The 23,239-nt window shown below is 71.0% G+C and carries 15 protein-coding genes; 9 read left to right on the top strand and 6 right to left on the bottom strand.

The window, feature by feature from the left end; translation table 11 throughout:
* The first annotated feature begins 18 nt into the window (after positions 1-18).
* From FCH28_RS00965 to FCH28_RS00955, 3 genes are read left to right on the top strand one after another with little or no spacing between them, the layout of a single operon-like run.
* Positions 19-1,185, top strand: a complete 1,167-nt coding sequence (locus FCH28_RS00965; protein WP_136738303.1) for an acyl-CoA dehydrogenase family protein — start codon at positions 19-21, stop codon at positions 1,183-1,185.
* Positions 1,182-2,024 carry a 1-cyclohexenylcarbonyl-CoA reductase gene (chcA, locus tag FCH28_RS00960; protein ID WP_136737726.1) on the top strand — a complete coding sequence of 281 codons (843 nt, stop codon included), beginning with the start codon at positions 1,182-1,184 and terminating at the stop codon, positions 2,022-2,024. Before FCH28_RS00965 ends, chcA begins: the two co-directional genes overlap by 4 nt.
* A 19-nt stretch (positions 2,025-2,043) precedes the next feature.
* Positions 2,044-4,122, top strand: coding sequence for an oxidoreductase (locus tag FCH28_RS00955; protein ID WP_136737725.1), 2,079 nt, complete (start codon positions 2,044-2,046; stop codon positions 4,120-4,122).
* Between the two features lie 72 nt (positions 4,123-4,194).
* Here the strand turns inward: FCH28_RS00955 and FCH28_RS00950 are convergent, their stop codons facing one another.
* Both FCH28_RS00950 and FCH28_RS00945 read right to left on the bottom strand, forming a co-directional pair.
* The gene (locus FCH28_RS00950) at positions 4,195-6,912 is read right to left on the bottom strand and encodes a helix-turn-helix domain-containing protein (protein ID WP_246102229.1); all 2,718 of its coding nucleotides are present in this window, start codon (positions 6,910-6,912) and stop codon (positions 4,195-4,197) included.
* Positions 6,913-7,136: 224 nt separating this feature from the next.
* Positions 7,137-7,325: a hypothetical protein gene (locus FCH28_RS00945; RefSeq protein ID WP_136737723.1), complete on the bottom strand. Its 189-nt coding sequence runs from the start codon at positions 7,323-7,325 to the stop codon at positions 7,137-7,139.
* Positions 7,326-7,841: 516 nt separating this feature from the next.
* On the opposite strand from FCH28_RS00945, the gene FCH28_RS00940 reads away from it, so the two are divergent.
* Positions 7,842-9,026: a 3-deoxy-7-phosphoheptulonate synthase gene (locus FCH28_RS00940; protein ID WP_136737722.1), complete on the top strand. Its 1,185-nt coding sequence runs from the start codon at positions 7,842-7,844 to the stop codon at positions 9,024-9,026.
* On the opposite strand, the gene FCH28_RS00935 is transcribed toward FCH28_RS00940, so the two are convergent.
* Positions 8,994-11,798 (bottom strand): helix-turn-helix transcriptional regulator, encoded by a 2,805-nt coding sequence (locus tag FCH28_RS00935; protein ID WP_136737721.1) that lies wholly within the window; start codon positions 11,796-11,798, stop codon positions 8,994-8,996. The two genes, FCH28_RS00940 and FCH28_RS00935, sit on opposite strands and share 33 nt — an antisense overlap.
* A gap of 166 nt (positions 11,799-11,964) precedes the next feature.
* Here FCH28_RS00935 and FCH28_RS00930 point away from each other — a divergent pair, with 166 nt between their 5' ends.
* Entirely contained in the window at positions 11,965-14,871 is a 2,907-nt protein-coding gene (locus FCH28_RS00930; protein WP_246102228.1) for an AAA family ATPase, read from the top strand.
* Positions 14,872-15,431: 560 nt separating this feature from the next.
* Complete coding sequence (locus tag FCH28_RS00925) at positions 15,432-16,073, top strand: helix-turn-helix transcriptional regulator (protein ID WP_136737720.1); 642 nt, start codon at positions 15,432-15,434, stop codon at positions 16,071-16,073.
* A gap of 418 nt (positions 16,074-16,491) precedes the next feature.
* Here FCH28_RS00925 and FCH28_RS00920 read toward each other — a convergent pair whose 3' ends face one another.
* The 3 genes from FCH28_RS00920 to FCH28_RS00910 all read right to left on the bottom strand — a co-directional run bounded on the left by FCH28_RS00920 (position 16,492) and on the right by FCH28_RS00910 (position 19,595).
* On the bottom strand, positions 16,492-17,439 hold the full coding sequence (locus FCH28_RS00920) for a hypothetical protein (RefSeq protein WP_136737719.1): 948 nt from the start codon (positions 17,437-17,439) through the stop codon (positions 16,492-16,494).
* Between the two features lie 283 nt (positions 17,440-17,722).
* A complete protein-coding gene (locus FCH28_RS00915; protein ID WP_136737718.1) occupies positions 17,723-18,241 on the bottom strand; it encodes a lytic polysaccharide monooxygenase auxiliary activity family 9 protein in 519 nt (172 codons plus the stop codon).
* 340 nt (positions 18,242-18,581) lie between these two features.
* On the bottom strand, positions 18,582-19,595 hold the full coding sequence (locus tag FCH28_RS00910) for a LacI family DNA-binding transcriptional regulator (protein WP_136737717.1): 1,014 nt from the start codon (positions 19,593-19,595) through the stop codon (positions 18,582-18,584).
* Positions 19,596-19,906: 311 nt separating this feature from the next.
* On the opposite strand from FCH28_RS00910, the gene uriH reads away from it, so the two are divergent.
* The 3 genes from uriH (at position 19,907) to FCH28_RS00895 (ending at position 23,066) form a co-directional block, all read left to right on the top strand.
* A complete protein-coding gene (gene uriH, locus FCH28_RS00905) occupies positions 19,907-20,854 on the top strand; it encodes a uridine-preferring nucleoside hydrolase UriH (protein ID WP_136737716.1) in 948 nt (315 codons plus the stop codon).
* 68 nt (positions 20,855-20,922) lie between these two features.
* Positions 20,923-22,380, top strand: a complete 1,458-nt coding sequence (uriT, locus tag FCH28_RS00900; protein ID WP_136738301.1) for a uridine transporter UriT — start codon at positions 20,923-20,925, stop codon at positions 22,378-22,380.
* A 212-nt stretch (positions 22,381-22,592) separates the two neighbouring features.
* Positions 22,593-23,066, top strand: a complete 474-nt coding sequence (locus FCH28_RS00895) for a VOC family protein (RefSeq protein ID WP_136737715.1) — start codon at positions 22,593-22,595, stop codon at positions 23,064-23,066.
* Positions 23,067-23,239: the final 173 nt, after the last annotated feature.

Here is a 23,239-nt window from a genome sequence, read left to right as displayed (position 1 = left end):
GAAGACGGAGTGCGACAGATGATGGACAGGCAGCGGTTCGCAAAAGTCCGTGAAGTGGTCGAGCAGTGGGTGGAAGGTCCGGGCGAGCGCTGGGCCGAACACATCGAGGAGACCGGGGAGGTACCCGAGGCGGTGTGGACCGAGCTCAACGAGCTCGGGTTCCTGCGGCTCGCCGCCCCGGTGGAGTACGGCGGCCAGGGCCTCGGGTTCACCCAGTGGATGGAGCTGATGGAGATCTTCTCCCGCTCCCACGGTTCCCTGCGCATGATCGTGCACGTCGTCAACGGCATCTGGCGGTCGATGGACGGTCACGCCTCCGACGAACAGCGCAAGCGGTTCGTCGTGCCGGCTGTCCTGGGCGAGATCAAGATCGCGTTCACCCTGACCGAGCCGGGCAACGGCACCGGAGCGGACATCACGACCTCGGTGGTCCGCGAGGGCGACACCTACTACCTGTCGGGCCGCAAGCACTTGATCACGTTCGGGATGCGCTGTGACTACTACCTCCTGGCGGCGCGCGTCGCGGGCACCAGGGGCCACGAGGGCACAGTCGCCCTGCTGGTGCCGCGGGACGCGCCCGGAGTCCGGGCCGAGGAGACCTCCCACACGATGGGCGTCACCGGTACCGACCACGCCTCGATCGTCTTCGACCGCACCCCTGTGCCCGTGGACAACCGGCTCGGCGAGGAGGGACAGGGGCTGGAGGTGTTTCTCGGCGGATTCCTCACCCCGTCGCGGATATCCGTCGCGATGAGCTGCGTCGGCCTCGCCCGACGGGCCCAGCAGCTCGCCGTCGACTACGCCCGCTCCCGGGTGACCTTCGGCAAAGCGCTGACGGAGCGTCAGGCCATTCAGTTCATGCTCGCCGAGAACGCGGCGGACATCGAGGCGGCCCGACAGCTCGTGCTGCACGCCGCGCGCCGCTTCGAGGAGGGCGCCGACGACGCGTCCATGCAGTCCTCGATGGCCAAGATGCACGCGGTGACGATGCTGACCACCGTCACCGACAAGGCGCTCCAGATCCACGGCGGGCTCGGCTACTGGAAGTCCCAGAAGATCGAGCGCGTCTACCGTGACGCCCGCGCGCAGCGCTTCGAGGAGGGCCCCAACGAGGTGCAGAAAGCCGTGGTCTTCCGCGAACTGCTGCGGCAGGCCGGGACCGTCACCGCGGGAGCCGCGCGATGAACGACATCCGACAGGACGAAGCGACCGGCGGCGCCAAGATCTCCCTCATCACGGGCGCTTCGCGCGGCATCGGACGCGCACTCGCGCTCACCCTGGCCCGCCAGGGCGGCACCGTGGTCGTCAACTACAAGAAGAACGCCGACCTGGCCGAGAAGACCGTCGCCGACGTCGAGGAGGCCGGCGGCCGGGGATGTGCCATCCAGGCCGACATCGAGACGACGGACGGCGTCACGGCCCTGTTCGACGAGGTCGGACGTCGCTACGGACGCCTGGACCACTTCGTCTCCAACGCCGCCGCCAGCGTCTTCAGGAACATCCTCGACCTGGGCCAGCACCACCTGGACCGCTCCTACGCCATGAACCTGCGCCCCTTCGTGCTCGGCGCCCAGCAGGCGGTCAGGCTCATGGACGACGGCGGCCGGATCGTCGCGCTGTCGTCCTACGGATCGATCCGCGCCTACCCGACCTACGCCGCGCTCGGCGGGATGAAGGCGGCGATCGAGGCGTGGGTGCGTTACATGGCGGTCGAGTTCGCGCCGTACGGCATCAACGTCAACGCGGTGAACGGCGGCCTGATCGATTCCGACTCGCTCGCCTACTTCTACGGCGTCGAGGGCATGCCCGACATGCGCGGGGTCCTGGATCGCATCCCTGCCGGGCGACCCGGCACCGTGCAGGAGATGGCCGACACCGTCGCCTTCCTGCTGGGTGATGGCGCCGGATACGTCACAGGCCAGACCTTGGTCGTCGACGGGGGCCTGAGCGTGGTCGCACCGCCGTTCTTCACGGATGCCGGCGAAGCACTGCGTCTGCCGCCCCGCCCGACACGGGAATCCTGAGGGAAGAGGGGCGTGCGACATGTACGACCACGTCTTCCGGGCCGGCGCCATCGGCACCATGACGCTTCCGCATCGCATCGTCATGGGCGCCATGCACCTCAACCTGGAGACCAGAGACGATGACGGCGCGGCCCTGGCCGCGTTCTACGCCGAGCGCGCGGCCGCGGGCGCGGCGCTCATCGTCACCGGAGGCGTGGCAGTGAACGCCGTCGGCGCGGGCGGCCCGGGGTACGGGGTGATCGGCGACTCCCGGGACAGGGCGGCCCTCTCGGCGGCGGTGCGTGCGGTGCACAACCACGGTGGACGGATCGCGCTCCAGCTCTTCCACGCCGGACGGTACGCTCGGCCCGGCGCCCGCGAGGGGGTCGGTCTCCCCCTCGCCCCGTCGCCGGTGCACAGCGGCTTCTCTCGCTGCACCCCCCGGGAGATGAGCCCCAGGGACATCACCACCACGATCGACGACTTCGCCGAGGGTGCGTGCGCCGCACGCGCCCTCGGATTCGACGCCGTGGAGGTGATGGGGTCCGAGGGCTATCTGATCAACCAGTTCACGGCACCGCTGACCAACCTGCGCGACGACACGTGGGGCGGTGACGCCGAACGACGGCGCCGGTTTCCGGTGGAGGTGCTGCGCGGGGTCCGCGCAGCCGTGGGCCGGGACTTCCCGGTGCTCTTCCGCATCTCCGGCAACGACCTGGTGACAGGCGGCACTCCGCCCGGCGAGGTCACCGCGCTCGCGGTGGCGCTCGCCGAGGCCGGGGCCGACGCGCTCTCCGTCGGCGTGGGGTGGCACGAGTCACCGGTGCCCACCGTGCAGTCCGAGGTCCCCGCCGGCACCTGGGCGGCCAGCGGCAAGGCACTGAAACGCGCACTGCTGGCCGTCGGCCACAAGGATGTCGCGGTGATCGCCGCCAACCGCTTCAACCGCATCGCACAGGCCGAAGAAGCCCTGTCCGGTGGCGAGTTGGACTTCGTGGCCATGGCGCGGCCGTTCCTGGCCGACCCGGAGATCGTCACCAAGTCGGCCGCGAGCCGCCCCGACCAGGTCACTCTGTGCATCGCCTGCAACGAGGCGTGCATCGACCGCTCCTTCGGCACCGAAAGGGTGTCCTGCCTCGTCAACCCCAGGGCCGGACACGAGGAGGAGTTCCCCCCACCGCAGTCGACCCGCCACCGCAGTGGGCCGTTCGGCCGCTATGCCGTGATCGGCGCGGGCATCGCCGGACTGGAGGCCGCCCGCACCCTGGTCGGCCTGGGCCACCATGTCGAGGTGTACGAAGCGGCGGCCCACGCCGGCGGTCAGTTCCGGCTGGCCTCCCAGGTGCCGGGAAAGGCGGAATTCGCCGAGACCATCCGCCACCACGTACGGGAACTGCTGGAAGCCGGCGTGCCGTTGCACCTGGGCCGTCGCATCGGCGGCGAGGACATCCCGGAGCTGCGGTCGTTCCACGGTGTGGTGCTGGCCACCGGTGTGCTCCCCGCCAGGTTGTCCCTGCCCGGCGCGGAGCTGCCCCATGTACGGGACTACGCACAGGCGTTGGCCGATCCCGAAGCGCTCCAGGGACGGACCGTCATCATCGGCGGGGGTGGTATCGCAGTCGATCTGGCGCACACCCTGACCACCGACCCGTATGCCGAGGTGACGCCGGAGGAGTTCCTGGCCCGGCATGCCGTGGCGGAGAACACTCCACGGCCCGAGACGGAACCCGCCGTCCGTGGCGCGCCGCGCGAGGTGACGCTGCTGCGACGTGGTCGGCGGATCGGAGCGGGCATCGGCCCCAGCACCCGCTGGGTCGTCATGCGGAACCTGAGGTCCGCCGGTGTGCGGATGCTCACCGGCGTGACCTACCGGGAGATCACACCCGCCGGCGTCATCGTCGCCGACGCGGAAGGGAGAGACCGCTCCATCGACGCCGACCACGTCGTGCTCGCCGTCGGCCAGGTCCCGGTACGGAACCTGGCCCCGCTGTTGCACGAGGCCGGTGTCCCGGTCGTCACCGCGGGCGGCGCCGCGGGAACGGACGGGCTCAACGCCGTACGGGCCACAGCGGAAGGCCTGCGAGCGGCGCACCGGATAACCCGCGTCGCCGTGGGGTGAGGACCTGCGGGAGTGGGGGGAGACGAGAAGGGAGCGGACTCGTTTCCCCCACACTCCCCCGGACGGTCGGTCTCAGCCGCTCTGTTCGAGGGCCATGAACACGGTGGAGAACTTGTCCAGCAGGTCCTCGCGATGCTGTACGTGGAGTTTTCGGTAGATGCGCGTCAGGTGCTGCTCCACCGTGCTGGCGGTGATGAACAGCTTGCCGGAAATCTCCCGGTTCGTGTGTCCCAGGATCGCCAGCACCGCCACGCGCCGTTCGGCGGAGCTCAGTTCGGCGAGTTGGGGGTGGTCGCCGACCTGGTGTTTGTCCCGTCCGGCCCCGTGGACGTCCACGGTGACGAGATCGAGCAGCCGACCCGCCTCGCACTGCTCGGCCATCCGCCGGGCCCGCTTCGACGTGGTCCGGGCGAGGTTCAGTCGCGAGGTCTCCCGGTAGGCGGCGGCGAGCTCGGTAAGCGTGTACGCGAGCTGCAACCTGCTTCCGTAGCGTTCCAGTGTGTCCGCGGAGCTCTTCAGCAGGGAGAGCCGCTGGGCGCCGTCCTTGGTGGTCTTGGCGAGCAGGCGCAGGGTGGTCCCGTGGACGGACGTCTCCTCCTTGGGCAGCCGTTTCAGCTGTTGCTGGAGAACTTCCCGGGCGCCCGCCACGTCCCCGAGGGCCAGATAGGCCTCCGCCATCCCGCAGCGCCAGGGCACCATCAGGCGGGTCTTGTCGGCGAGCGTGGGCGGCTCGATCCACAGAGAGGCGCTCAGGTCCCTGCAGAACTCGAAGTCGGCCAACGCCGCGTGCGGCCGATCGGTCGCCAGGTGGTACCTGCCACGTGCGTTGACATACTTCAGACCGCCCCATCCCTGGTACGCCACCGAGGGAATCGGGCGGTCGAGCACCTCTGCGGCCTCTTGCGGCCTGCCCATCTCCGTCAGAGTCTGGACCAGCAGCGCGGCGATGCCGGCGATCGGCGCACCCCACTCGTGCCAGGGCTTGCACGCGAGCGCCTTCTGGATCAGCCCGTACGCGGAGCCGAGGTCACCGAGCTCCAACGAGATCCTCGCCTGGACAACGGACACCAGAGCCTTCCACAGCGGAGACGGATGCGCTTCGAGCGCCTCCGACAGCTGGGTGAACCACGGCCGCGCGGCGGGCAGCGAGCCCATACCTTCCAGCACGACGTAGACGAACAGCAGGGTTTCCACCGCCGAGGACTGGACTCGGATGCCCTGGAGCACCTGCTCGGCCCAGAACATCGCCTGGGCCCGGCCTCCCTCGTTCGTCGGGTCATGAATTTTCCGCAGACCGATGAGCAGCGAGTGAACGTCGGCACCCGGCCCATAAGGCTCGTCGGCCTCACTCGAAGAGGACAGTTCCAATGTCGCCCAGTTCATCGGCATGCCGCTCCACAGGCTGTAGAGCGCTTCCGCCAGACCGACCTCGGCCGGATGTGGGGACTGCGGAGACTTCTCACGCATCAGTGGCATCAACTCCGCGGCGATTTCCGTGAAGCCGTGCCACAGCGCCGCTCGAACCAGGAACGCCAGGTCCGTCGTGTTCAGAACACCGCGGCCGGCAGTGCGGCTCAGCGTCGGCAGCAGGGAGGCCACCAGCCCGGGGTCGGTCAGCCAGGTGGTGCGCAGCAGCAGCATCTCCACGGCGGAGCGCTCATCGGGGCCGGCGGCGGAGGTCTTGGCCAGTTTGAGCAGCCCGATGGCCGCGTCCGTGCTGCCGCTCTTCAGGGCCTGGTTGACGAGGCCCAGGACAAGTGGCAGATCCCACGGCGCGCCGATCCTCCCCACCGCGGTGAGATGCTCCACGACCTGTGTCAGGGGCGCGCTGTCCTCGAAAAGGACATGTGCCGCCCGCAGATGCAGCTCTCCACGCGCGGTGAAACTCTCGTCCTGGAGCAACGCTCGGCGCATTTCGGACCGCAGACAGCCGCCGACCAGCATGCCGAGGTCGTCGAGCGCGCCGAAAACCCTGCCGGCCCTGGCGATGTCGACGCCGAGCAGTCGGGCCAGGCGCGGCAGGGAGGCGAAGTCGCCGAGGACGGCCACCGCGTGGGCGCCGCGGAGCATACCGGGCATGTCCGTGTCGCTGATCATGCCCCGGACGCAGTCGTGGAAGGTCGTGTCGACGGTCGGCTCCGTCCGCTTCGGATCGGCCGACGTGAGCCACGTCCGTGTCAGAACGTCGACGAGGAGCAGGTTGCCGCCGGTCAGGTCATGGATGTCACCGGCCAGGCGGTTCGCTGCGGAGCCCGGGAAGGAAGCGCCGAGTTGCGGGATGTGCTCGGTGAGAGACCGGGCGATCTGCTTGCGTCCCAGGAGCCGCAGCCGGACCAGGCTGGTGTACGGCAGTCGCAGGATGTCCGTGCGCAGGTCGTCGCAGAACGACACGGCGCATCCTGTTCGCTCGGCCATGGCCAGCCGGATGCGCGTCCCCTTCAGCCGCCGCGCCACGAAGCGCAGGAACAATTGTGAAGGGGCGTCGACGTAGTTGATGTCGTCGACGACTATGAGCAGGGGACGTTGCGCCGCGATCTCCAAGAGCCGGGCGTACACATACCCGTAGGTCACGCCGGACGAGTGCCGTCGACGATCCGCGAGGGACGTCGATGGGCCGGCCCCGTTCGGTTGGTCTCCGCACCCGTCCGCCGCGTCCAACTGGTCCAGGATCTGCTGCAGGACTCCGAACGGGGAACCGTACTCGTTCAGCCAGCCCGTCGCCCACAGGGTCAGCGCTCCGGACTCTGCTTCCGCTGCACAGATCCGGCTGAGCGTGGTGGTCTTCCCCACGCATCTCGGGCCACGAAGGAAGAGGAGTCCCCCATTTGTCTGCCAGGTTATGAACTCCGGGGTTGCATGTTTCGACAAGACCAATTCAACTATGCCGCTCATGGGGGGTCCTCTCGCAAGACACAACTGCAAGTCAACAGCGAACTATTGGCTTGGATGCGCGATTCGATGCGCATCGAGGAATGAACATCCGACGTTGACGACGGGCGGTGTCAACCGACCCGTCATCCCTGGAATGCCTCAATGGCTGCCCGATAGGAGATGCGGATCAGCCGGCCGCTCAGCCGCTCACGCAGCGGGTCCTCGGCGGCAACTGTCTGCAGCGCGCCCAGAATCCCAACGGCTGGAATTCCGGAGATCTGCGTCGCCGCGAAGGACTCGGAAAGAAAGGGCGTGCGGTTACGTGGCAGCATCCGAACTCCTGTGGATGACGCTGACTTCCTCGGATCCGGAATGGACCGAGGACCGATTCGGCGGATCACGCACCGTCACATTGCAGGATGCCCGGTCCGGAGTCCAGCTTCCCGGAACATCTTTGCCCTTTTGGACAGGCGGGTACTTCCCCCGGGACACGACAGGAGGCAACGGGCCGCCACGGAGAACGATCCGGAGCGCCGTCGCCTTCCGTTGCCGCTCCGCGGCGTGCCATTCGAGGACCTTGTCTGCTCACCCCTGATACTTACGACTCCCCCCTATTCTCCGCGCCACCCCCCTGTTTTCGCCTCCGCGCGATGTGCGCCTTTCACGGGCGGATTACAGTTCAGGTCACCCTGTGACGGTGTCACCCATCAGGTATTCGGGGAGCAGGGGTGGTCCATGGCACTTCGGGATTCTTCTTCGAGGTGAGGGTTGGCTGGTCAACCGTCGAGGCCGCTTCGCCTGTTTCTCTGCATCCCGTACGTTCCCTTCCCGACACTCTGGAGGCTGTGGTGGGTAGCTCCGTCACACAGACACGCAATCCCGCCAGGCAGCAGCCCGAGTGGGCCGACCCCCTCCAGGCCGCGCGGGTACGGACGATCCTCGCCGACCGGCCCCCTCTGGTGAGGGCGGAGGACGTCCGCAGGCTCGGTGACCAGTTGGCGCGGGTGGCCCGAGGAGAGGCCCACGTCCTCCAGGCCGGTGACTGCGCGGAGAACCCCGATGAATGCACGGCGGAACATGTCTCACGCAAGCGCGCCCTGCTTCACCTGCTCGGCGATACCCTGCAAGCCGAAACCGGCAAACCGGTTGTCCGCGTGGGTCGCATCGCCGGCCAGTTCGCCAAGCCCCGCTCCCACCAGGTCGAATCGGTCAATGGTGTCGACCTGCCCGTCTATCGCGGTCACATGGTCAACACCCCCGCTCGCGACCTCGACGGCCGCCGCCACGACCCCCTGCGCATGCTCAGCGCCTATCGGGCCGCCAACGACGTCATGGAGCATCTCGGCTGGCGCGGCACCGCCGGCGACACGCGCCGGCCCAGGACCGGCACCTCGACCTGGACCAGCCACGAAGCACTTGTCCTGGACTACGAATCGCCCATGGTCCGTGACCTGGGCGACGGGCAACGCCTACTCGGCTCCACCCACTGGCCCTGGGTCGGCAAGCGCACCAATGACCTCGACGGTGCCCATATCGATCTGATCGCCGGTGTGATCAACCCAGTTGCGGTGAAGGTCGGTCCCGCGACCACCCCGGCCGAGATCACTGCTCTGTGTGCTCGCCTCGACCCACAGCGTCGACCTGGCCGCCTCACGCTCATCGCCCGTATGGGCGCCGAGGCGGCGAGCTCATGCCTCGCCCCGCTCGTCCAGGCCGTTCGCTGTGCCGGTCACCCGGTGATCTGGCTGTGCGACCCCATGCACGGCAACACCGTCACCACCCCCGACGGTCACAAGACCCGCCTGCTGCCCACCATGGCGGATGAGGTCCGGGCCTTCTGCCGGGCCGTCACCTTCTCCGGTGGCATCGCCGGCGGACTCCACCTGGAGGCCACCCCCGACAACGTCAGCGAATGCGCCCCCGACTTGCGCGTCCTCGACCGCCTCGCCATCCGGCGCACCACACTGTGCGATCCCCGCCTCAACCCTGAACAGGCCGTCTCACTCGTCTCCATGTGGCGTCATGGGTCGTGAATGCGTACGGCGGGCAAGGTCTTCAAGGCTCCCGTCCAGCCAGGCCGCCACCAGCTCCACCCGCGAGCGTCGGCCGGTGCGCTGGAACAGCCGGGCCAGCCGTTGTTCGACCGTCTTCTCACTGCACGCCAGACGGGCCGCGATCTGCCGGTTGGTGCCGCCTTCGCCGACCATGCGGATCAGCTGCACGTCCGCCTCGCTCAGGCCCTCGCGGGCCGAACGGCCTCTCGGCAGCGGCACATTGCGGCGTTGCGCCGACCGGCCGAGCCGCGCTCGCCCGGGACGTCCCAGCGACAGCACGTGCATATGCCGCGCCGCCTCGGCCAGCCACGGCTGGGGATCGTCGCCGACCTCGGCGAGGATCTGGCAGCAGTACAGCATCATGTGCCGGTCGCCCCGCCGCTCGGCCGAGCGGTAGGCGTCGTGCGCGCCGTCCGCGTCGCGGTCCAGCACCCCGCGGGCGACGAGCAGTGCCTCCCGGGTCATGGCCGTGTCCGCCTCCGCGTGCAGTGCCGCGAGCTCCTCCAGGGCCTGCCGCGCCTGCCCCGACCGGGTCTCCTCGGCGAACTCCAGGATGCGCATCAGCACCCTCTCGGTCCCCACGAGCAGGCCGCTGTCGCGCGCCCGCCGCACGTCGTGCCACGCCTCCTCCAGTGCCGCGTCCTGCTGTCCCGACCAGTACCGCACACCCAGCCGGGCGCGGGCCACCAATGGGTGGACGACCGTGCCGGGAATGAGGTCGAGCCATTCGCGGGCGCGTACGAGGTCACCGCGGAAGCAGTGGATCTCGGCCGCCAGTGCCCGTGCCAACTGGCCGGCACCCGGCCCGCCGCAGGCCCGGCTGCGCCGCTCGATGCCGCGGGCCGCCGACAGGGCGTCGTCCCAGCGCCCGGCCAGGTAGTCGCGGACCATGGCGTGGTAGCGGCCGGCGGCGCTGTGGCCCGCGCGTACGTAGCGTTCGCCCAGCACGGATTCGAGGGCGCCCGCCAGGTCGCCGTAGGCCGCGGCGTCCCGCAGCCGCCCGACGGCCGCCCCGCCGAACTCCTCCCGCCGCATGCCGTGGACGGCCCTCGTCAGCTCCTCGTGGCCGCCCACGGCGGCGGCCAGCGTCCGCAGCTCGGCCCCGGACGGCAGCGGGCCGTGCCCGTCGCGCAGCCGGCCGCTGTCCGGTGCGGGTTCCGCGGACGGCGGCCACGGGGTGAGCGGGCCGATTCCGTACCGGCCGCCGAGCGCGGCCAGCATGGCCGCCCGCGGCATCCGCGCGAACGCCTCCCGGGGCACGGCGCCGTCGTCGTAGGGCAACCGGTGCTCGTGCAGCGCGGACAACCCCCAGGCGTGGGTGGCGAACTCCAGCCCGCCGCCGTCGGTGGGGCCGGCGTCCCGCAGGCCGGCGAGGATCGGTTCGCCCAGCGCGAGGACACCGGCGTGGTCGCCGCATAAAAGTCCCAGTTCGGCGGCCTCGCGCAACACGCCCAGTGTCGCGGGGTAGTTGGGCGGCAGGCGGCGCAGCGCGGACCGGTAGGCCCGCGCCGCCCGCGGGTGGTAGGACCTGGCGTCCTTGTCGGCTGCCGCCAGCAGCAGTGGCACCGCCACGCCGTCCGTCAGCGCGGGACCCGCGGCCGCGACGTGGTCGGCCAGCAGCGGATGGCAGGCGCCCGTGGTGGCGGGGCCCAGTCGCTCGGCGACCGTCCGCACGACGGCGGCGTGCATCGCGCGGACGTCGCGGCGGGACGGCAGCGTCCGCAGCGCCGCCGCCAGCGCGGGGACGGCGAAGGCCAGCCGGCCGTCCCCGTCGAGGGTCAACGCCCGCTCCCGCACCAGCCGGTCCACCGTCCGGCCGAGGTCCGCGGCGAGCACCGCGCACGCCGGGATCAGGCTGTGCAGGTCCTCCAGCCGCAGTTCGGCGCGGTGCAGGAGGCCGGCCAGGACGACGGCGACGTCCGTGCCGTCGGCGGTGACCCGGAGCAGCGGTTCCGCGTCCACGGTGAGCCGCAGATCGTCCTCCGTTCCGGCCAGGCCGGTACGGCCGTCGAGGTCGACGAGGCCGTCGTCCTCGTGCAGCGCGGTGAGCACCGACAGCACGGCCGCGGGGTTGCCGGCCAGCGGGCCGAGGGAACTCCCCACCGCCGCGAGCAGCGCGGGTTCGGCGGGACGGCCGAGGCGCTGTCCGACGAGCTCACCGACGTCCTCCGGTCGCAGCGGCGGCAGGTCGAGCACCCGGTCGGCCGCCGTCACCAGGTCGGGTGCGTCTGCCGGGCCCCAGGGCACGGGGCGCCCGGCCATCACCACCGGCAGGCCCGCGGGCCGGAACACGCGCAGCATCAGCTGGAGCGCGGACGCGGTCGGCGGGGGCATGCGCTCGGCGCCGTCGAGGACGAGGGCGAACGGTACGTGGCACGCCGCGTCCGCGAGGGTCTCGCCCAGCGTGGACAGCAGCGTCAGTTCGCCGCCGTCACCGGAGCGCGACTGCGCCCGGCGCACGGCGGTGATGTGGGCCGGGAGCCGGTCGTGGTGGAGCTCGGCGAGCACGCCGCAGACGGCGTCGGCAAGGGTGGCGGCCCCGGTCGGCCCGGTGGCGGTCTCCCAGGACAACCGCAGCACCCTGGCCCCCTCCTGGATCACCGCGTGCCGCGCCTCGTCCAGCACGGCGGTCTTGCCCGCTCCGGCCTCGCCGGTCACCCACAGCGTCCGCGCCGTACCGGCCGGACGCAGGGCGTCGGCGACCACGCCGACCTGGTGGTCCCTGCCGACGAGAGATGCACGGCGTTCCACTGGGACTCCTCACTCGCTTTCGGCCCACGTCGAACGGGGCCGTCCCACCGATCGTGACGTCGTCGCGGGAGACGGCCATAATGCAGGCTCCGACGGGACCGGCGCACCGGTCCCTCGCGCGCACCGGGCGGAACGCCCGCCGGTGACACATCGTTGAGGAGGTTCCGTGGACGGTTGCCGGGCGGCGGAAGCCGGGTCGGTGCGCGGAGCAACGGAGACGTGTGCGAACGGCGCGAGCGAGCATCTGGTGGGCCGTGAATGGGAGTTGACCGAATTCGAGCGCTGCCTGGACGACCCGGACGGTCCCGGCCTGGTGCTCGTCCGCGGAGAACGGGGGGCGGGGCGCAGCGCGTTCGCGCACGCGGCCGCCGAACGGCTGGCCGCGCGGGATCATGTGGTCCTGCCGCTGGTCTGCGTGCGCGGGGACCAGGACCGTCCGCTCCTGCTGGCACTGCGGGCGGTCACCGCCGTGCGGGAGCACCGGCAGGCCACCGGGAGGCAGCCCGCGGCCGGCAGGGCGGACCTGGGCGCCGAGGTGCTGCCCGCCACGGAGAGGCGCGATCGGGCGGCGCTCGCCGACGCACTGCTCTCCGCGCTGCCGCATGCGGCGCCCGTGGCCGTGGTGGTGGACGACGCGCAGTACGCCGACGCGGCATCCCTCGACGTGCTGGCCGCCGTCGCCGCCCGGCGGCCGACGGACGTACTGGTGGTCACGTCGGTACGGCACACCACCAGGGACGGCGAGGCAGGGCCCGCCGAACAGGACGTCATCGCAAGGCCGTTAGCAGGTGGGGGCGGCGGATCGAAGACGATCACCCTGGCGCGCCTGACGGCGCATCAGTTCGCTGCCATGGCGGCACGGTGGTTCCAGGCGGTGCCCGACCCTGCCCTGGTGGAGTGTGCGCTCGGGCTGACCCGGGGGGTTCCCGCGGCCACCAGGGCGCTGCTCGTCCAGTGGTCGAGGCAGGACGCGATACGGATCGCCGACGGGCACGTCTTCCTCGCCGCGGGCGCGCCGGTGCCGGTCCTGCCCGACGACGACCGGTTCCTGCGGGCGCTGCACGAACTCGGTGAACCCTGCCGGACGGTGGCGGCGGCGCTGAGCGTCCTGTGGCCGCTCGGCAGGACGGCGGTGGCGCTGGCCGCGGAGTCCACCGGCCTGTCCGCCGAAGAGACCGCCGACGGCGTACGCCGACTGGTCGCCGCGGGACTGCTGGACGAACTGCCGGGCGGGGACGGCGGCCCCCGGGGCTGGACGTTCCGCATCCCCCTGGTGGAACACGCCGTCCGGGAACGGCTCGGGCCGCTGGAGCGCGCCCGGATATCCGCCGCAGCGGTGCGGGCGCTGTGGGCGGCACGGGACGGCGCGACGGAGCAGCCGTCAGCGATCGTCCAAGAAGCGGACGCCGAGACATACCTGCCCGACCGGATCGCCGACGCGGGGGTGCTGGTCGACCGTGATCGCGCCGCGGCGGAACTGACGGCCGCCGCCGAGGCGTTGCACCCCGACCCCGAGGACCGCGGCATGCTGCGGTGGTTCCGGGCGGCGCTGCGCCTGGTCGAGGAACCCCCGGCCCGCGAACTGGCGCTGCAGCGGTGCGCGAAGGCCGCCTGGTTCGTGGGCGACCACCGGACCGCCCGCAGGACGGCGGAGACGATTCTTCGCGACCCCTCCGACGTCCTCACCGGGGAGACGCTCCAGGAAATCGCCAGCCTCCTGGTCGTCGCGACCGCCGCCGGGAAGGACTGGACCGGGCTGGGCCGGCTGGGCTCGGCCCGGTGGTGGGAGCGCCTGCGGCTGCCCCCGGTGGCCGCCGTACCGGCGCAGGCGCTGGCGCTGTGCCTGCTGGATCGGTGGCAGGAGGTGCTGGACCTGCTCGCACCGACCGAGGAGCTGTGGAATACCGATCCGCACAGCCGGATAGTGCCCGAGATGGGGCAGGCCGTCGGGGCCATGGTGGTGCAGGGCCGGCCCGACCTGCTCGCCCGGCTCATCGAGCAGCCCCCGGCGCCCGACCTTCCCGCCGTCTCGCAGTACTCGATGACGGTGGGGTACGTCGGCCAGTTGCTCGGCGCCGCCGACCTGTCCGGTGTCATGGCGCTGCTGCAGGCTCGCACCATGGCCCCCGAGGCGCTGCCCCCCGGCAACCGCTTTCTCCTGCTCCACCTCCAGGGCCGCTGGGACGACGCGCTGGTGCTGGGGCGCTGGATGGTCGCGAAGGACCAGACGTTCGCCCCGGCGCCGCAACACCACCTGTTCGTCGCGCGGGGGGCGGGCATCCTGGCGGCCAGGGGCAAGACGGCCAGCGCCGCGCGCCTGATCGCCGCCGAGCGCGGCGCCGGCGACGGCCCCCTGGAAGTCTTCCTGGACCTCGCCGACGCCGCAGTGCTGCGCACCATGGGCCACCCCGACTCGGCCGAGCAGACGTTGCAGCGCGGGCTGCGGGAGGCCGACGCGCGCGGCAGCGTCTACGGCACCGATGAGCTGGCGGCCTCCCTTGCCGTGATCCGGGCGGAGGCGGGCCGGCCCAGTGAGGCGGCGGACTGCCTGCGACGCCTGGGGGACCTCGCCGGGCGCACCGGCAGCGGACGGACCCGGCTGCTGCACCTGGTGGCGTCGGCCCGGGTGCTGGGCCAGGGCTCCGGTGCCGCGCGCGAGATGCTGCACGAGGCGGTGGACCTGGCCCGCTCGCGGGGCCAGCCGTTCGAGACCGCGGTCACGCTGGCGGCGGCCGCCAGGGACGCGGGTCTCCCGGAGCTGCTGCACGAGGCGTACGAACTGTACGGCGAGACGGGCTCCTTGTTGTGCCGTTTCCACACCAGGGCCGCGATGCGCGAGGCCGGGGTGACCGTCCCCGGCCGCAAACAGGCCACCGCCGAGAACGAGCAGTTGCTGGCCACCCTGATCACCGAGGGGCTCACCAACCGCCAGATCGCCACCGTGCTGCGGCTCAGCGAGGACGCCGTCGCCAATCGCCTGTCACGGCTGTTCGCACGCACCGGCCTGCGGTCCCGTACCGAGGTCGTCTCGGCCATGCTCACCGGCAACCCCCTGACGGCCGCGGACCACTGAACGTCCCGCCTCGCGCCCGTCTCCCCCTGGGGCGGGCCGGGGTGGAGCGATGCCCGGGGAGTCCCGGCGGGGAAATCCCTTTTCGCGGAACTCTTCTGGGCGGCCGGCGGACTTCTCCTGGACGGCGGGATTCTCCCGCGGATTCGATGCGATTCCGGGGAACACAAAGCGATTTCATGCTGCCCGAAAAGCGGTGGCAGGCGGCGGACGAGAGCGTCGCGGCGCGGTCGCCGCCAGGCCGTCATGCCTGTGCGGTCGTGCCGACGCCGTCCCCGCGACCGTGCCGCGGTGCGGTGCGTCCGCCGCGGGCGGGTGTGGCGAAAAAACGCCCTGTACAGGCGAAAGACCGGGCAGAGCCGTGGCCTTGAGCGCTGCATGATGCGGCGCGGAATCGTCCGCGGCAAGGCCGGCCGGCAACCGTCCCACCCATCGGGACGGCACGCCCGGCACTCGTGCCAGGTTTCCCTGTCCTTAAGCGAATGAGGCGTGCGGAAAGCCGGTTGCCGAAATGTACGTGGCACGATCATCTACCTCTTGGGCGATTTCCGACGGGAGGCGAAATGCCCCAGCAGTTACCCACCGGCACCGTGTGTGTGACGGTCCACTCACCCGACGCCGTAGTCCACGCGGGACTCGTCAGATCCCTCAAGCACGACCACCGCGTCCAGGAAGTCCCACCGGAGAGAATCCACGAGGCCGACGCCGTCGTCGCGGCCTTCGACACCGTCGACGCCGGCGCACTGGACCAGCTGCGCGTCCTCTCCGACAGACCCGACACGCGCTTCCTCCTCGTCGCCGGACGACACTGGCGAGCAGACGTCTCCGCGGCGATCGACCGGGGGGTGCGCGCCGTGCTGTGGCGTGACGCGTTCACTCCGTCCGCCTTGGTCCGCACCCTGCTCACCGTCGCGGACGGCGGCGGCAGCTTCCCGCCCACCCTGCAGGGCACACTGATGGAACAGGTCCGGTGGACCCGCCGGGAGGTCCATGCGCCGCGCGGCCTCACCGCCTCAGGCGTCAGCCCCCGCGAACTCGATGTCCTCCGCCTGGTCTCGGAAGGCAGGGAACTCTCCGAGATAGCCGCCAAGCTGTGCTATTCGGAGCGCACGGTGAAGTACATCCTCCACGGCCTGATGAAACGTCTGCAGCTGCGCAACCGGGCGCACGCCGTCTCCTACGCCATCCGCGCCGGCCTCATCTGACCCCTCGCACCCCAGGCCACCGCCGCCTGGACCCGAAGCTGCACCCGCCGGGGCGCGCCCTGCACCCGCTCGCAGCCGACACCGAGATCCGGACCAGGCACGGACCAACGCTCTCCCGACCGCAGTCGCAGCCGCTATTTCAGCAGGTCAGCACCAGTACGAGCGCTGTGCCACCACGACGAAGAACCTGCTGGTGAGCTACCGGCGACGCGCCCCAGCAGGCCGGGAGAGCCGTCGGAGGACGAGGTGAGGCCCCGCACACGGGGGAGAGCACGGGACCTCACCCCGTACAACGGGTGGGTGGCCGGATTCGTTCCCTGGTCGTGAAGATTCCGCAAAAAAGTTTCCGCCCGGGGTGAGGGGAGGCCGATCGGGCGGATCGACCAGGGATTGACCAGGTCAGGAGCGGAGATCACCCTCAGGCCTCGTCCTGCACCAGTCGCTCCAGCAGCTCCTGGAAGTCCCCGTCCACGACCACCCGCAGCCCCTCCCCGTCCGGCTCGCTCAGCGGGGTCATCACGCCACGCCGCCACCAGAACACCTTGGGGCTGATCGCGCCCGCGGCGTCCTCGTGGCCGGCCGCCGCGAACTGTGCCATCGCCTGCAATGCCGGGATGACCTGGGCGTCGTGAATGCGGTGGAAGGCGAGCTGGTGCCGGAACGGCATCGCGACCAGCGCCCCGTCCGGGGTCAGCTCGGTGCCCATGAGCCGCTGCACCAGCTCGTCCAGCACCAGCACCCGGCTCGCGGTGAAGAAGGAGTCCCCGAGCAGCACCTCGAACGCCGAGCCGTCGCCGCGCCGCACCGTCTCATGCCCCTCGACCGGCAGCGCCCGCAGATTGTTCATCGCCCGGATGCGCAGCTCGGCCACGTCCCCGAGGTCGGCCAGCGAGTCCTCGCTCAGCATCTGCACCGCCTCCGGCAGGTCGAGGGCGAGCACCTCGCGCAGCCCCGGGGCGGGCTGTCGGCCGTACCGGAAGGAGTCCGACTCGGGCAGCGTCTCCTGGGCGACGACCCGGGGGTAGAGGCAGGCCCGGATCTCGTCCTCGGAGAGGATCTCCAGCGGCTGCGGGCCGTCCATGGTGCGCAGGACCTTGCCGACGTGATCACGGATCAGGGCGGGCCAGCTGCGCTCACCGCGCCGGTCGCGGTGGCAGACCGCCGCGAGGTTGCCGAGGCCGAACCGGCGGCCCGCCGAGTCGGTGACCACTCCGGCGTAGGCGGTGACTTCGAGTCCGTGCTCGGCGAAGGCCTGCCGGACCTGCGATCTGAAGACGCCGCCCTCGCGCTCGGAGAAGAAGCTGAACTCCGCGTCGCGTGCGAGGTCGCGGGAATCCCGCTTCGGTCCTCGGCGGAACAGGCCCATCTCTTCCTCCCGGCAACGGCCACGAACGAACGGCCATGAATGGGCTGATCGTAACGGGTGCGCCTGCCGCACCTGACACGTTCCAGCTGCCCGGAGGAGGGTGCGAGGCGGCCGCGCACCCCCTGTTCTTCGTTACGCGCGCCGTCTCCGCCCCGCTGCTGGTTTGTCGGATTCCGCGCATCGGGGGCTCGTCGGCCCAACTCCCGCCACGCCCGGCCCCCGCACCGCTCCCGGCATCACGCGCCGGTGCGTGATGCCGGGAGCGGTGGGCCACCGGTCTCGGCTAGCCGCCGATGTTGACGTCGATGCAGGCGTAGAAGGCGTTGGCGGTATCGGCGATGTTCCAGACCGCCAGGATCTTCTGCTTACCGGTCAGACCACCGAAGTTGACGGTGTGGGTGACGGTCTCCGGCGGCTGCGCGCCACCGTCGTCGAATTCGGCGACCTTCCGGCCGCCGACGAAGTACTGCCAGGTGCTGGTCGAATGACGTGCGGTCAGCTTCCAGCTGAAGCTCTGGGAGCTGCCGACCGGGGTGACCTGCCAGCCCTTCGAGTCGTCGTCGAGTTCCGCGAACTGGCTGTTGCCGCCGCTGCAACTGGTCAGCCCCTTGGGGCCTTCGACGCTCTGCGGTTCCCATTTGATGGGTCCGCATTCGATGGTGCCGGCGGCACACTGCGCCTGCCTGCTGGGCGGCGAGGACACATAGCCGTGCGCGCTGGCCGGGCTGGCCGGCATGGTCACGACGAGGAGCGGAGCGATGCCCGCACCGAGGGCGAGAGCCAGCCTTCTTTTCCTGTTCATGTCAACCCTTTCGCGAGTGAGGCCACCACGCGAGAACAGGGGACCCGACGCCGCCACGGGCGCCGAACGTCCGCCCCGGGAAGCCTCGTTGAGTGTGGGGGTGGATGACGCGAGGGTGTGCCACGACGACGCCCCCACGCCCGCCCCGCCCGGCGCCGACTCCGAGCACGGCGTCCCGTGGGCACGACCGCCAATTGGTCTAGACTTTACTCGCTGACCGCGTACGGTCAAGAGGCCGGACCGGCCCCGTACGGGCCTCACCCGGCGCACGAGTGACGGCACCGCCACGGCATCAGAGACGGCATCGCAGACGGCACCACTGACAGCGCCACCGTCGGCTTCACTTCGCGGCGACCCCGGCCCCGGTGGAGGCGCGGACGACAAGCTCGGGGGCGAGCCGGACCGTGCGCCGCGAGCCGGGCCCGCCGCCGGTCGGCTGGCGGCCGAGCAACCAGGCGGCCTCGGCGGCCAGTTCGGCGACCGGCTGCCGCACGGTGGTCAGCGCCGGGTCGGCGAGCCCCGCGAGGGGGATGTCGTCGAAGCCGGTGACGACCACCTCGCCCGGGACGTCCGCACCCAGCTGCCGCAGCCGCTGCAGCGCGCCGACCGCGATCAGGTCATTGGCACAGACGACGGCGTCCGGCCGGGATGGCCAGATCCGGTCCACCGCGGCGCGCCCCCACTCCACCGAGAAGTCGCCGAGTTCCCTCCGCCTGGGGGCCTCAGGGCCGAACACTCCCGCCCCCGCCTCGTATGCCGCGCGCCGTTCGACCGCCGCCGACGCGGTCCCGGCCGCCCCGACGAACCAGGGACGACGACGGCCCATGGCCGCCAGATGCTCCAGCACGAGGGCCATACCGGCCGCGTTGTCGACGGCCACCGAATCGGCGACACCGGGGCCGCAGCCGCGGTCCAACAGCACCAGCGGCACCCGGGCGACGGCGCTCGCCACCGCGTTCCGGCTGGCCCGCTCCTCGACGGGTATCACCAGCAGCGCATCGACCTGCCGGTCCAGGAACGCGCCGATCCGGGCCGCCTCCGTCACCGGGTCGTCGTCGCAGTCGGCGAGCAGTACGGCCCGCCCCTCCGCATGCAGCGCGTGCTCAAGCTCCCGGACGAGCGCCGGGAAGAAGGGGTTGGTGATCTGCGGCAGGACCAGACCGACGGTGCCGGTCGAGCGGCTGCGCAGCGCGCGGGCCACCTGGTTGGGCCGGTAGCCCAGCCGCTCGGCCGCCTCCCTTACGGTGCGGGCGGTCTCGGCACCGACCGGGCGGGTGCCGGCCAGCACCCGGGACACCGTGGCGACGGAGCAGCCCGATGCGCGGGCGACGTCCCTGAGGGTGACTTCGGCCACGGTGTGCGCCCCTTTGCTCGGTCAAGCCGCTCGCTCGGTCAAGCCTCCGGCACGCTCCCTGGCCTGAATTGGCGGCAAACGTTATCACCGCGTGTGCGCCTGTCCAGTGCCGGAACGTGAGAGATCTCCGGGACATGCGGGGAGCATCCGGTCGTATTGCTCACACTCCGTTGACATCGGACGGGACGATGGGCCAGATTCCCGGAGAACGTTTTCCAGCGGTAGTGGCCTTCTGCGGCGCTCCCCGAGAGTTCGACGTCACCCGCAAGCGCCGCACAGCGCACAGCAAGCAGAGCGAAGGGGCTCTTCCGTTGGCCAGAAAGATCATCCTCGACTGCGACCCGGGGCACGACGACGCGATCGCCATGCTCCTGGCACACGGCAACCCCGGCATCGAGCTGGTCGCCGTCACCACCGTGGTCGGTAACCAGACGCTGGAGAAGGTGACCCGTAACGCGCTGTCGGTGGCGCGGATCGCCGGGATCACCGGTGTGCCGTTCGCGGCCGGCTGCCCGCGTCCCCTGGTCCGGAAGATCGAGACGGCGCCGGACATCCACGGCGAGACCGGTCTGGACGGCCCGGACCTGCCCGAGCCCGCCTTCGAGCTGGACCGCCGGCACGCCGTGGACCTGATCATCGACACCGTGATGGCCCACGAGCCCGGTGAGATCACCATCGTCCCGACGGCAGGGCTGACGAACATCGCGCTGGCCGTACGCAAGGAGCCCCGGATCGCGGAGCGGGTGCGCGAGGTCGTCCTGATGGGCGGCGGCTACCACGAGGGCAACTGGAGCGCGGTCGCCGAGTTCAACATCAAGATCGACCCCGAGGCCGCGCATATCGTCTTCAACGAGAAGTGGCCGCTCACCATGGTCGGCCTCGATCTCACCCACCAGGCGCTGGCGACTCCCGAGGTCGAAGCGAAGATCGCCGCGGTGGGCACCAAGCCGGCGACGTTCGTTCTGGAGCTGCTGGACTTCTTCCGTGAGGCCTACCGGGAGAACCAGGGCTTCGAGTTCCCGCCGGTGCACGACCCGTGCGCGGTCGCCTATGTCATCGACCCCGATGTCATGACGGTGCGCAAGGCCCCCGTGGACATCGAGCTCACCGGCGGTCTGACCCTCGGTATGACGGTGGCGGACTTCCGTGCGCCGGCCCCGGCCGACTGCACCACCCAGGTCGCGGTCAAGCTCGACCACGAGCGCTTCTGGAACCTCGTCGTGGACGCCCTCGAACGGATCGGCGACGTCCAGGCATGAGCGCTTCCACCGGCACGAACGACTCCACCGGCGCCAACAGCCCCACCAGCACGAACGGCTCCACCAGCATGAACGTCCCCACCGCACAGGCCCCTGCCGAAGTGAAGGGCGGCGGGTCCGGCGTCCGGATCGGCGTGCTGCTGACCGCGCTGCTCGCGGCGTGCTTCGCCTTCCAGCTCAACGCGAGCATGCTCAGCCCGGCGCTGAAGAGCATCGAGGACACCCTCGGCGCCAGCTCCGCGGAGATCGGCCTCACCCAGACCGCGTTCTTCACCTCGGCGGCCCTGTTCTCGCTCTTCCTGCCGAGGCTGGGCGATGTCCTCGGCCGTCGCAAGGTCCTGACCGGGATGCTGGCCCTGATGGTCCTCGGCTGCGTGGTCGCCGCGCTGGCGACGAGCGTGCCGATGCTGTTCGTCGGGCGCGTCACCCAGGGCGTGTCCGGTCCGGTCGTCCCGCTCTGCCTGATCATGCTGCGGGTCGAGGTGCGGGAGCCCAAGCGGTACGGCACCCTGCTCGGCGTGATCACCGCCGTCAACGGCGGTATCGCGGGCGTCGACTCCCTCGCGGGCGGCTACCTCGCCGACAACCACGGCTTCCCGTCGGTCTTCTGGGCGATGGCCATCGTCGCCGCCGTCGCCGCCGTCCTGGTCGCCACCCTGACCCCCGAGTCCCGGGCGGCCGCCGCGAGCCGTATGGACTGGCCCGGCGTGGCGCTCCTCGTCGTCTCGGTCGGCTCGCTGCTGACCGCGCTGAACGAGGCGGGAAAGCTGGCCGCCGCCAACTGGCCGCTGATCGCCGGCCTCGTGGTCCTGAGCGCGGCCGCCTTCGCCCTGTTCTGGCGGACGGAGAACCGCAGCGGGCACCCGCTGGTCGCCACCCGGCACCTCAAGCAGCGGGCGACCTGGGCGACCCTGCTGACCACCGTGCTCACCATGACCGGTGTGTTCGCCGTCATGAACGGGCTGATCCCGGCGTTCGCCCAGGACGCGCAGGCCGGGCTCGGGATGACCGCCGAGCAGTCCGCGTGGTGGACCCTGACGCCGTACGCCCTCGCCGGACTGGCCATGGGCCCGGTCGCCGGCCGCCTCGCCGCCACCTTCGGATACGGCCGCGTGCTGCGGTTCGGCCTCGTCGGGTCGGTGGCGACGGTCGTCCTGATGCTCGTCACGATCGACGGCCACTCGCGGATACTGCTGCTGGCGGCGTCCCTGCTCGTCGGCATCACCTATGCGGGCGTGGCGAACATCGTCCTCAACGGTCTCGGCATCGTCCTCTCCCCCAGCGAGAACCCGGGCTTCCTCCCCGGCCTCAACGCGGGCGCGTTCAACCTCGGCGCCGGGCTCAGCTTCGCGGTGCTCTTCGCGGTCCAGACGGCGGCCCTGCCGACGGACCCCGCGTCCCCCGCCGGCTACGTCGCCGGCATGATCGCCGGTGTCGTCATCATGGCCGCCGCCATCGCGACGTCGTTCCTGATCCCGAAGCCGGTGGCGGCGGAGGCACAGGGGCTGGCAGAGGCACAGAGCTGAGGGTTCCGCTGTCGATCGGAACCCCCGCACGCCCCCTCGTACGCATCGCCCGCCGACCGGACGCACCGGTCGGCGGGCGTTTTCGTGCCCGGAAACGGCGAGAAGCAGTGCCGGGAAACGGTGTCGCGAAGCGTGCCGAGTAGCGATGACTTTCGCCCGGTGCAACGGTCAGTAGTGGGAGGCAGCACCGCCGACGACACCAGGAGAGCACCATGCCGAAGATCACCCCCAACCTCTGGTTCGACACCCAGGGCAAGGAGGCCGCCGAGTTCTATGTCTCGGTGTTCCCCAACTCGGAGATCACCAACGTCTCCTACTACAGCGAGGCCGGCCCGCGGGAGGCCGGCACCGTACTGACCGTCGACTTCCGGCTCGACGGTCAGGACTACACCGCGATCAACGGCGGCCCCCAGTTCACCTTCGACGAGGCGATCTCGCTGCTCATCAACTGCGGCGACCAGGAAGAGATCGACTACTACTGGTCCCGGCTCTCCGAGGGCGGTGAGGAGGGCCCCTGCGGCTGGCTCAAGGACAAGTACGGCCTGTCCTGGCAGGTCGCACCCGTCGGCATGGCGGAGCTGATGAACGACCCGGACCGGCGACGCGCCGAGCGGGCCATGAAGGCGATGCTCGGCATGAAGAAGATCGATGTGGCGGCGCTCTACGCCGCGGCGGACGAGGGATAGGGGTTCCGCCCGAGGCGTGGGCGGGGCTGTGCGGCGGTCGACGTGCCGGCCGCCCCGCAGCCCCGGCTGCTTCCTCACCCACCAGGACGGATAGGCGCGCACCTACGCGGCAAGGTGCATCATTCCAGGTGAAGAGCCTGACTCGGGCGATCCCCCGCGTCGCCCGAATCAGG

This window comes from Streptomyces piniterrae (genome assembly GCF_005048155.1).
GTDB classification, from domain to species: Bacteria; Actinomycetota; Actinomycetes; order Streptomycetales; family Streptomycetaceae; genus Streptomyces; species Streptomyces piniterrae.
The sequence above is the reverse complement of the archived record's forward strand: the minus strand, read 5'-3'. Positions and strand labels throughout refer to the sequence as shown.

Excerpts from the sequence above, each read along its gene's own strand:
- FCH28_RS00965 (WP_136738303.1), top strand. The coding sequence starts at position 19 with ATGATGGACAGGCAGCGGTTCGCAAAAGTCCGTGAAGTGGTCGAGCAG.
- chcA (WP_136737726.1), top strand. The coding sequence starts at position 1,182 with ATGAACGACATCCGACAGGACGAAGCGACCGGCGGCGCCAAGATCTCC.
- FCH28_RS00955 (WP_136737725.1), top strand. The coding sequence starts at position 2,044 with ATGTACGACCACGTCTTCCGGGCCGGCGCCATCGGCACCATGACGCTT.
- FCH28_RS00945 (WP_136737723.1), bottom strand. The coding sequence starts at position 7,325 with ATGCTGCCACGTAACCGCACGCCCTTTCTTTCCGAGTCCTTCGCGGCG.
- FCH28_RS00925 (WP_136737720.1), top strand. The coding sequence starts at position 15,432 with ATGCCCCAGCAGTTACCCACCGGCACCGTGTGTGTGACGGTCCACTCA.
- FCH28_RS00920 (WP_136737719.1), bottom strand. The coding sequence starts at position 17,439 with ATGGGCCTGTTCCGCCGAGGACCGAAGCGGGATTCCCGCGACCTCGCA.
- FCH28_RS00915 (WP_136737718.1), bottom strand. The coding sequence starts at position 18,241 with ATGAACAGGAAAAGAAGGCTGGCTCTCGCCCTCGGTGCGGGCATCGCT.
- uriT (WP_136738301.1), top strand. The coding sequence starts at position 20,923 with ATGAACGTCCCCACCGCACAGGCCCCTGCCGAAGTGAAGGGCGGCGGG.
- FCH28_RS00895 (WP_136737715.1), top strand. The coding sequence starts at position 22,593 with ATGCCGAAGATCACCCCCAACCTCTGGTTCGACACCCAGGGCAAGGAG.